The sequence below is a fragment of the Imperialibacter sp. genome (assembly GCF_048007035.1).
In the GTDB taxonomy this organism is placed as follows: domain Bacteria; phylum Bacteroidota; class Bacteroidia; order Cytophagales; family Cyclobacteriaceae; genus Imperialibacter.
On the sequence record NZ_CP180355.1, the window covers coordinates 5908315 to 5919262 of the forward strand.

The window sequence follows — 10948 nt, forward strand, 5'->3', positions numbered from 1 at the left end:
ATATGAGTAAGTGTGCCTCAAAGTTTGGTAAAGCAGTTGGACTAAGTTTGAGGATAGGGTTTTTGAAGAAGTAGGGGTATTTGAACAGGTAGGCTGTTGATAGATCACCGAACTATTTTAGTTAAATATATGTGATGAGACATAATCCTTAATACGGTAATATTAAGATTTATTCAAATTTTATTCGATATTTAGGCATTACTGTGCTAATACTCATATACTAAGCATGCCCCGATAATTATCGGGGCTTTGCTTTTCTACCCATTTTTTGTGCTCACGGCTTAGGAAGTTGCTCAAGCATGGGATGACCGTATCTGAAAAATAGTTTAACTTCAGCCCTTCAAAAAAAGAATGCCCTGAAAGTCGCTTTTTGATGGCCCGAAAGATCAATTTCCTTTTATGTTTAGTGTTTGGGTTTCAGGGGTGGCCATGGGTGGCCACTGTCATTGCCGGGAGTGATCCGGATAGCACGTTTGTGAGGCAGGTTCAACTCACCGTTGACAACGACGCTTATTTCTTCACTAGTTATGACCGGTACTACTCAAGTGGCATATTTGGATCCTACACTAGTTTGAGAAGCCGACTACCTTTCAGCCAGTCTAAAGAAGGAAGCATATTCTCTACCGATATTGTTTTCTCTCATTACATCTACACGCCAAAAAACATCCTGTGGGATAAGTTAGAGCAGCTTGATCGACCTTATGCCGGGATGGCTACTCTGGGAGTTCAACTGAATTATCTTAGACTATCGAGTGCTTTTACCATGAAAGCGGATGTGGGTTGGCTTGGACCGGCGATTAAAACAGCTGAGCTGATGCGTTGGTGGCACGGCAGCCTGGGCATCCGGCTTCCCAGGGGTTGGGATTACCAGATTAACAATTCGCCGGTGTTGACTTTGACACCTTCATATTTAAAGCAATGGGCGATTAGTGAAAAGTTTGATGTGGTGAGTTCCACATCGATGTCGGCAGGCACAGTGATCAACCAGGTGTCGCAGGAGGTGTCAGTAAGGTATGGCTTACCAGGGAGTTTGAACCAAAGCCACTTAACTAACAGTCTTTTGAATGCAGCAAAGGGGAGTGGCAAGCTCATTGAGTGGTACCTGGTGGCAAGCTGGCAGGGAAGTTACGTGCTTTATAATGCCACCATCGACGGCAACTTTATCGGGCCGGAGAGCATGTACCGTGAAAGCTCGGAAAAAGCGATTTTGCGTCAAACCTACGGCGCTGTGCTGGCTTACAAAAAGGCTGACTTCGAGTTGTCATTTAAAACTACGTCCAGAGAAGTGAAAGGAGCTGAAAACCACCGATATATGCGGGCTAAAATTAGCTATAGATTCTAGTATGAAAGCACTCATTCGTCAGCTGATCGATTTTCAAAAGGCTAATTTCCACCCCGGTCTTTACCTGAGCCTTTTGCTGTTTATTGGTGTAAGTGTAGGCTTCAATTTTTCCCTCGACTTTTACGATGAGTACGTCATTAAAGGTCATAGTCCGGCGTTGCGCTGGGCGTTAGTTGCTGCCTTTAATATGTTTCCTTTTGTGGTTGCAGCCCTGCTTGTTTATCACTTCAAGGGAGAAAAGGCCTGGGTAAAAGACACTGGCTTTTGGTTGCGGACCGTGCTGGTGTTTGCCGTGTCGGGCTTGTCGCAATACTGGAAACCATTTGATGGATTGGTCGCCGGGCTGAATGGCAACGAATACTATTTTGCCAGCTACACATTCAGAAAGGCAGACAGCCTTGTTAATGTTTTACTGCCCGTGGTGATCCTCTATTTGTTATTTGAAAGGGACAAGTACAAGTCGTTTTACGGGTTGCGCTCTACTCACTGGGACTGGAAGCCTTACGCACTGATGTTTCTGGGTATGGTGGTGATAATCGGTCTTGCGTCTTTTTTTCAGGACTTGCAGGCTTACTATCCCCGCTACATGCGCACCAAAGGGCCAGAGCTGGCTACTGAGCTTGGGATTAGTCAATGGTGGCCTTTGCTTATTTATGAAATAGCATACGGGAGTGATTTTGTGTCGGTTGAGCTATTCTACAGGGGAGTGCTGGTGCTGGCATTCTATCGGTATTTTGGGAATTATGCCGTACTTGTAATGGTGCCGTCTTACGTTTTTCTGCACTTTGGCAAGCCAATGACCGAAGCTATCAGTTCTGCTATTGGCGGCTATGTTTTAGGCATTATTTCCCTTAACAGCCGGAACATATGGGGAGGCGTGGTGCTTCATGTCGGGGTAGCCTGGCTAATGGAGTTCTACGGCTGGCTTCAGCTGGTGTTCAAGTGAGCCAGGAGCTCAAAAATCGCCCCTCAAAGCGTATTCATAACTTCTTCATCTTTCGGGCTACATGGCATTCCGAAATTCTGTAATTTAACGGTTTGACCTTGATCCCATATGAGACGTTTACTTGTTGGCCTGCTTCTATTTCTGTCAATTGCAACTACGGTGGTCGCCCAATCAGGCTACTACTATCAAACCCATTTTACTCCCATAGAAAACAAAAGGGATCAAATCAATTATAGCATCCAGCAAGATGATTTTGGGAGGCTTTACTTTGCGAACAGGCAGGGGCTTCTGCAGTTTGACGGCACCAGCTGGGACTTGATAGAAACCCCTGGGCCAACCTTCTCCATATCTCTTAACGACTCCATAATTTACCTGGCAGGTACGTATGGCTTTGGCATGCTCACTACTGACGGTTTTGGAAATCTTGCGTTCAAAAATTTGGGCGACTCTTTAAGCAAATTGCCCTCAATGACTCAGCTCATTAGTTATGGTGAAGAGCTCGTGATGACCGACGGAAAAAGTGCTTTTTCTTATAGTCCATCGTCAAAAAAACTGGAAAAAATAGCTACGGCACTAACTGTTACACAAATTGGTGTTTTTGACGCAAAGCTTGTTGCTTTCAATACAGACACCACCTTTTTGATCAAAGGACAAGGAGTGCTACCTCCGAGATTTGTAGAGAATGGTCCCTGGTTGCAGTGGAGTAAGTCGGCGGGCAACCAATGGATTGGTGCCAATAGAAAAAACGAACTTTTCCAGATTGTTGGCGGTCAGCTAGTGCCGCTGAAACTCGACGATGAGGGATATTTGGATGAAGCAAGGATTCTTTCAGTGACCTGGATGAGTGATGACCTTGTGGCTGTGGGCACCTTAAGAGGAGGGGTTGTGTTTGTTGATGCGAGAGAGAGAAAGCTGGATCAGATCGTCAACTTTCACACCGGGCTGCCCGACAACGAAACCCAGACACTGTTCAGGGACAAAGACACCGGGCTATGGGTAGCGCATCCCTATGGATACACCAGGGTGTCTCCAAATATTCCCTTCAAGTCTTACAACTACTATCCGGGGCTTGATGGCACGCTATACACCTCCCAGCATTTCGACGGAAGGGTATTTGCCGGCACCAACCTGGGACTCTTTTATCTGGATCAGGTTAAGAACTTCGATGAGATAGTCTACTATATAAAAAAGAATCCCGACACGCAGCTAACCGTTGCAGATGACAGAAAAGAAGACAAAAAGGATGGCGACGGCCTTTTTTCATTTTTGCGTTTCAATAAAAAAGATGACAAAGTAGAGGAGGCGACAAAGGAGCCTGTTGCGGAGGAAACACCAGAGGACGATAAAAAGAAAAAGGGTGGCTTGTTTTCCTTTTTAAAAAAGAACAAGGGGGAAGAAGACAAGGAAGAGGAGATAAAAGAACCGGAGGCACCTAAGAAAGCCGTTGTCGCTACCGCCATCAGCAAAGCCAGAAGTCAAATTGGAGGAAAAAAGAAGACTGCTACCGCAGAGCCGGTCATGGTGAGGAGGGTGAAGAAGGAGTTGCAAAGCATCACCTATGTTTACAAGAAAATAAAGGGAGTAGAAGGCCGGATCAACCAACTGGTGCCCATTAATGATGATGAAATGATAGCCGCTGGACTTGCAGGGGTGTTTATTGTCAAAGAAGACGAAGCAGTTCAAATATATTCGGAAGCGGTGAGAAGGGTGTTTTATGACCCTGCCCAGAACCTTATTCTTATCTCAACCTACCGGGGCGGGTTGCTAACGGTTGTGAACGAAGCTGGAAAGTGGAAGGAAACCACCTTACTTGAGAATGTAGATGATTTTATCCAGTTCATTTTCAAAGACAGAACTGGCAAAATCTGGCTTTGTACATCGCAGAAACTCTATTGGGCTAAGATTGAGAATAACACACTTGTAGAAGCTGGAGAAGTCCCCATTAAGAACGACTACCTTGACCCCGTAATAGGCATCGATGATGCCAACCTTGGTGTGGTATTTATGCACGCAAAAGGCTTTTTCAAACTAGCGGGTGACGGGCTTGAGAAATTTGACTGGCTCGGGATGTCGGAGCCCAGCCGTTACATAAGTTCCGCCGGGCATCTGCTTGTCTCTGACGGAAGGTTTTGGCATAAAATGGGCCCCAAGACCGAGGCTAATGACGCCTTCACTTTTCTGAACCTTTTTGACCATATTGTTTCGCTTGACTTTGAAAAGGACGGAGATTTGTGGGTGGTGACCGCTGATAACAATTTCTATCGCATCGACCACACCAAGGCATTTGAGGCCAACTATAATCCATTCCTGAAGCATATCAGGTCGGTCAATAATCAATTACTTCCGATTGGCACAAAATTGCGAGTGGAACAGGAGAACAGCTCGCTGAGTTTTTTCTACCATCAAACGGAATATTCCGGTATCCTTAAGATTGAGTACAGGTACCGACTGCTTGGTTTGAATGAGCAATGGTCGGAGTGGTCGCCTAATAACAATACGATTCAGTTCTCGTATTTACCGTCCGATAAGTATGAACTACAAGTAGAAACCCGCAATAGCTTTGGGGTCGTGAAGCCACTTGAGTCCATTTTCTTTACCGTTGTGCCACCTTATTGGCAACGGCCGTGGTTTTATGCAGCGGAGTTTCTGTTTTTCGCTATGCTGCTGTTTTTGAGCTCAAGACTTACGAAAAGCGACCGAATGGTTGTGCTGGTGCTTAATCGCTTGCTTACGTTCCTTACCATCATCATGATCATTGAGTTTATCCAGACAATTGTCGAGGCAAATTTTGAGACAGATTCTTCACCAGTTTTGTCCTTCTTTTTACAGGTAGCAGTGGCTTTCTGTTTAATGCCGCTTGAAAGCTTTATGAGAAGTAAGCTGTCAGGGAAAGGAGAAAAAGTCGATCGAATGGTTCAGGGTCATGTGTCAAAGCTTACCAGAAGCATTGGTAAACAATCGTCGAGAAAGAAGACTGCCGAGGAGCAGAGTTAGCAGTCATAACCTGTTCATAAGTTTCGTATTAAGCCAGTTTTATACAAACGGCTTAACCCTGTGAACCAACTTTTCTAACTTCGGGGCATAAGAACAAGCAACCTTACTCATGAAAAAAAGTGCCCTCCTAAATGCCTTCGGAGCCGTTCTGTTGGCTCTTTTGGCTAATTTTCCATTACAGGCTCAGCCGTCCGAAAAGGTAATATTTCAAGCCTTTCAGTTTCGAAGTGTTGGCCCAACCCGGGGCGGCCGTGTAACTACGGTGACGGGTGTTCCAAGCGAGCCAGGCACATTTTATATGGGAGCGACCGGTGGTGGCGTTTGGAAAACTACCGACTATGGCATCAATTGGAAAAACATATCGGACGGGTATTTTGCCACTGGCTCGATTGGTGCCATCAGGGTAGCGGCCACCGATCCAAATATCATTTACGTGGGTACAGGCACAGACGGGATTCGCTCAAACGTGATCACGGGGAAAGGTGTTTACAAGTCGACCGATGCAGGGAAAACATGGACCCACATGGGCCTGGAGAAGGCCGGGCAAATTGGTGCCGTGGAGATTCACCCAACTGATCCGAAAACAGTCTTTGTGGCAGCCATGGGGCAGGCTTTTCAGAACAACGAAGAGCGGGGCGTTTACAAATCGACTGACGGGGGAACCACCTGGGATAAGGTGCTTTATGATTCCGATTCAGTAGGTGCAGTAGACCTTGAGTTTGCGCCCAATAACCCTAATATCGTATATGCAGCAATGTACAGGTTCAAAAGAACGCCCTGGACAATCATCAGCGGGGGATACCAGGAGGGTGGAATATACAAGTCGAAAGACGGCGGAAAAACCTGGGAAAAGAAGACGAAAGGGCTTCCACAGGGGCTTATTGGAAAAATAGACCTTGGAGTGAGTGCAGCTGACCCTCTTCGGCTCTATGCCATCGTAGAAGCACCGGTAAAGGAGCAGGGGCTTTATCGCTCCGACGACCAGGGAGAATCTTTCGTCCATGTAAGCGACAACGAAGACCTGGTCAACAGACCGTTTTATTACACCAATGTGGATGTGAATCCGCTCAATGCATCCGACGTATTCTCTCAGGCCAACCCGGGTATCAGGTCCAGGGATGGAGGTAAAACCTGGACAAGGCTGAATCCGCCACATGGAGACAACCACGATTTGTGGATCAACCCCAATGATTCGATGATTTGGATCCAGTCCAATGACGGCGGCGCCAACGTAACCCTCAATGGAGGCGTCTCCTGGTCACCCCAGAACAATCAGCCAACGGCGGAGCTCTATCAGGTAGAAGTCGATGATCAGTACCCTTATTGGCTATATGCCGGCCAGCAGGACAACTCAACAATAGCAGTGCCCAGCGCTCCGCCTTATGATCACCCGTCAGGGGCTGTGGGTTACTGGATGGCAGTTGGCGGTTGCGAAACGGGCCCGGCAGTGCCAAAGCCAGGCGACCCAAACATTATCTATTCGAATTGTAAAGGCCGCTTCGGAGTATATGACAAGCGGACGGGCCAGGAAAAACAGTATTATGTTGGTGCTTCAAATATCTACGGCCACAACCCGAAAGACCTCAAATTCAGGTTTCAGCGGGTAGCGCCGGTTCACGCTTCATTCCACACACCCGGGGTGGTGTATCATGGTTCGCAGTATTTACACAAGACGGTGGATGACGGCAAAACATGGGAAATCATTTCACCCGACCTCACAGCTTTTGAAACAGACAAACAGGTGATTTCAGGAAGCCCAATCACTCGTGATGTGACCGGTGAGGAGTACTATAGCACTATTTACGATATCAATGAATCACGGCTGAAGGAAGGTTTGATTTGGGTGGGTGCCAACGATGGTCCTGTGCACGTAACCAAAGACGGAGGCAAAACCTGGGCCAACGTGACGCCAAATATGCCAAAGGGCGGCAGGGTTGACTGTGTGGAGCCATCACCGCACCAGGAAGGAAAGGCGTACGTGGCAGTGCTTCGCTATCAGCTGGGTGACTGGAAGCCTTACCTCTTCAAAACCACTGACTACGGTGCTAACTGGACAGCCATCACCAATGGCATTCCCGACGATCAACCAACAAGAACAATCCGGGAAGACCCCGAAAAAGAAGGAGTACTTTATGCCGGCACAGAGTTCGGGTTGTACATCTCCTTCGATGATGGCGCCAATTGGGAATCGTTTCAGCAAAACCTGCCTGTTACTCCCATTACCGACATCAAGGTGTTTCGCAACGACCTGATACTTTCCACAATGGGAAGAGGGTTCTACATAATGGACAATATAAGTGCACTGCATTCGATCAAGACCGTTTCATCGAAGGGCGCTCATTTGTTCAAACCCGAAACAGCTCATCGGTTCCGCTACAGATATAACGGAGAAGGGAAATACCCAGAGTATCCCGACGCTGCTGTTACCATCGATTATTATCTTAAGGACAAATCCGAGTCGGACATTATTTTAGAAATTACTGACAAGGACGGTAATACAATCAGCTCCTTTACCAGTGCCGCCAGGCCTAAAAGTGACAAGGGAAGTACCGATATGGCCACTGGATTTTTCACCAAAGGAGGGAAGCCTGGACTGCCTAACAAGGCTGGCAGCAACCGTTTCAACTGGGACCTGACTCACATGGGAGCCTGGAGTGCCGATACTCGCAGGGCGTTCAGCAACGGCCCCATGGTATCTCCCGGAACTTATACGGCTAATTTTACCATTGCAGGCAACACCTATAGCGAAAGCTTCGATGTGCTGATCGATCCAAAGGCTGCTGATGCCGGTGTTACGCAGGAAGAGCTACTGGCTCAGGAAAAGCTGGCGCTTCAGGTAAGAGATTTATTGTCAGAGGCTAGCCATTTGGAGGATGATATTAAGCAGGCTGTGAAGGCCCTGGACGGAAACAAGTCAGGGAATGCCCGGAAGAAATTGATGGCGCTTCAGGCGCTTCAGGATCAGGTAACCACGCCGGAAGGAATCTACATGAAGCCGATGCTGGTGGATCAAATCCGGTACCTTTCTTTCATGTTGAACAGGGCCGACCAGATGCCCGGAAAAGATGCTTACGACAGGTATGAGGAGTTGTCGGATCTACTGAGTAAAATCAAGGCTGATTATAGTGGAATGGTAGACATAAACAGTAAAAGGTAGAGAGTACCGTGAAGGAAGAAAGGCTGTCTCATAGGCTCAGGGTAAATGTCTGAGCTTTTGAGACAGCTTCATTTTTTCGCCACTTGGTGTACTTTCTTCCACCAGTGGCTACCATTCAACATCTCAAAGAGATTTCTATCAAGATTCTCAACGAACGAATTTCATATTTCCCTACTTTTCTTGGGTTCAAATCAACTGACATATACCAATCATGATGAAAAAGATACTTTTAAGAGGTTTGCTGCTGGTCTTCTGCGCCACTTCCGTGGTCAGAGCACAGGAGAAAGCGACTGCCATGCCGGAAAGAACCTTGCCAGCTGAGTCAGCAATCACTACCACGCATGAGGTGACGATCAAAGGCAAGAAAATCCCTTACAAAGCTACAGCAGGTACGCAGCCGGTATGGAGCGAGGACGGCAAAGTCATAGCCTCCATGTTTTATACATACTATGAGCGAACTGACATTACAAACAAGGCCAACAGACCGCTTGTGATTTCGTTCAACGGTGGACCCGGCTCAGCGTCGGTATGGATGCACATTGCCTACACCGGACCAAGAGTATTAAATATCGACAGCGAAGGCTATCCTTTACAGCCTTATGGTGTAAAGGAAAACCCGAATTCGATTCTGGACGTTGCCGACATTGTTTACATCGATCCGGTAAACACCGGCTTTTCCCGTATACTTGACCCGGAAGCAAAGAAATCTGTCTTTTTTGGAGTAAATGCCGACATCAAATACCTGGCGGACTGGCTGGATGTGTTTGTATCCAGAGTAAGCAGGTGGTCATCGCCCAAATACATCATTGGGGAAAGCTACGGCACCACCAGGGTCTCTGGTTTGGCATTGGAGCTGCAAAATGCACATTGGATGTACTTTAACGGAGTGATCCTTGTATCACCTACGGGCCTTGGCATCGACCGTGACGGCCCTGTGCATGATGCACTGTACCTGCCTTACTATGCTGCTACAGCCTGGTACCATAAAATGCTTCCCGCTGACTTGCAGGCCAAAGACCTTGATGAGATTTTGCCTGAAGTAGAGGAGTACACCATCGACGAAGTGATTCCAGCCATGACGAGAGGCGGGTTTATCAGCGAAGCCAAAAGAAAAGAGGTGGCTGCCAAAATGTCGAGGTACTCGGGCATAAAAGAGTCTGTTTTGCTTCAGCACAATTTGGCAATACCTACCAGTTTTTACTGGAAAGAGTTGCTAAGAGAACAGGGAATGACGGTAGGGAGGCTCGACAGCCGCTACAAGGGCATTGACAGGCAGGATGCAGGCGACCGCCGTGACTACGACCCGGCGTTGACCATGTGGAACCACGAGTTTGCTCCGGCAATCAACTATTACCTGAGAGACGTGCTCAAATTCAAAACTGATTTGCAATACAACCTTTTCGGGCCAGTGCACCCTTGGGACAGAAGCGGCGACCAGACCGGAGAGAACCTGCGCCAGGCCATGGCTCAGAACCCATACATGCATGTAATGATTCAGTCAGGCTATTACGATGGTGGCACCGACTACTTCAACGCCAAGTACTCCATGTGGCAGCTGGATCCCAGCGGTAAGCTAAAAGACAGATTGCGGTGGGAGGGTTACCGAAGCGGCCACATGATGTATCTCAGAGCCGAAGACCTGGTGACTTCCAATGACCACATCAGAGACTTTATTCAGAAATCGCTGCCAGGCCCCAACAAGCCTGCAAAATATTAATTACCCAGTGAGTTTATAGAGTGGAGCTGCCTCGAAAGGGGCAGCTTTTTTAGTCTTTAGGTAATTTGCGTGGAATTATGGAATCCCAAAACCATGTAACCTTTCTATCCCCATTTGAAGGTTTATAACGGCAGGGTAGGATTACCCAGGAGCGCCTGACTACGCTAATCGTGCCCAAATCACCTGTATTTAACTGATACTCTGCAATTTTTCCTATAACGGCGATTTAACTACGGATGTAAGAAACTACATGGTAAACCCAGAATTGCCCGTTGAGCTGCCTGTAAATTTACATTTATATAGGTTGGACATAATCAGATGAATCAGATGCTAAAGCTTTTTCGTCTCAGTGTGCCAGCTTCAATTAGCATGACGCTCTTAAATTAAATGATATGAATACAGCAGTAACTCTCGAACAGCCAAAGCCACTGAATATCGATTTCTCCATTTATACCGACGATGATCAGGAGTTTAAAAAAGAACTATGTCTGCTCCTTATTGACAATGTTAAAGAGCTTCATATTGCCTTACAGGAATCATCTCAAACTGGAGATTTGTCGGTATTCTCATCCGTTTGCCATAAGGTGACGGTAAGCATCGATATGATTGACGATCATCATGTCAATACGCTAATTGAGAAGGTCAAGGACGCATTTTACGCCCAGCATCCACTGCTGATCGCCCAGTATACCTCCAGGCTGAGCGCTGCCCTTCTTCAATTGGTATTAGACATAGAGGCTGAAATCGACATGAGATAGCCACAATCTATTGCGAGACCATTGACCAGAAATT

The 10948-nt window shown here is 47.1% G+C and carries 6 protein-coding genes; all 6 read left to right on the plus strand.

The window, feature by feature from the left end:
- Nucleotides 1–373 precede the first annotated feature (373 nt).
- The 6 genes from ACMVP2_RS25195 to ACMVP2_RS25220 all read left to right on the plus strand — a co-directional run bounded on the left by ACMVP2_RS25195 (nucleotide 374) and on the right by ACMVP2_RS25220 (nucleotide 10914).
- Nucleotides 374–1342 (plus strand): lipid A-modifier LpxR family protein, encoded by a 969-nt coding sequence (locus ACMVP2_RS25195; RefSeq protein ID WP_416865618.1) that lies wholly within the window; start codon nucleotides 374–376, stop codon nucleotides 1340–1342.
- A 1-nt stretch (nucleotide 1343) separates the two neighbouring features.
- Nucleotides 1344–2288, plus strand: coding sequence for a type II CAAX prenyl endopeptidase Rce1 family protein (locus ACMVP2_RS25200; protein WP_416865619.1), 945 nt, complete (start codon nucleotides 1344–1346; stop codon nucleotides 2286–2288).
- A gap of 108 nt (nucleotides 2289–2396) precedes the next feature.
- Nucleotides 2397–5282 carry a triple tyrosine motif-containing protein gene (locus ACMVP2_RS25205; RefSeq protein WP_416865620.1) on the plus strand — a complete coding sequence of 962 codons (2886 nt, stop codon included), beginning with the start codon at nucleotides 2397–2399 and terminating at the stop codon, nucleotides 5280–5282.
- A gap of 109 nt (nucleotides 5283–5391) precedes the next feature.
- Nucleotides 5392–8439 (plus strand): WD40/YVTN/BNR-like repeat-containing protein, encoded by a 3048-nt coding sequence (locus ACMVP2_RS25210; protein ID WP_416865621.1) that lies wholly within the window; start codon nucleotides 5392–5394, stop codon nucleotides 8437–8439.
- Nucleotides 8440–8653: 214 nt separating this feature from the next.
- Nucleotides 8654–10156 carry a S10 family peptidase gene (locus ACMVP2_RS25215; protein ID WP_416868226.1) on the plus strand — a complete coding sequence of 501 codons (1503 nt, stop codon included), beginning with the start codon at nucleotides 8654–8656 and terminating at the stop codon, nucleotides 10154–10156.
- Nucleotides 10157–10548: 392 nt separating this feature from the next.
- Nucleotides 10549–10914: a hypothetical protein gene (locus tag ACMVP2_RS25220; protein WP_416865622.1), complete on the plus strand. Its 366-nt coding sequence runs from the start codon at nucleotides 10549–10551 to the stop codon at nucleotides 10912–10914.
- The last annotated feature ends 34 nt before the right edge of the window (nucleotides 10915–10948 follow it).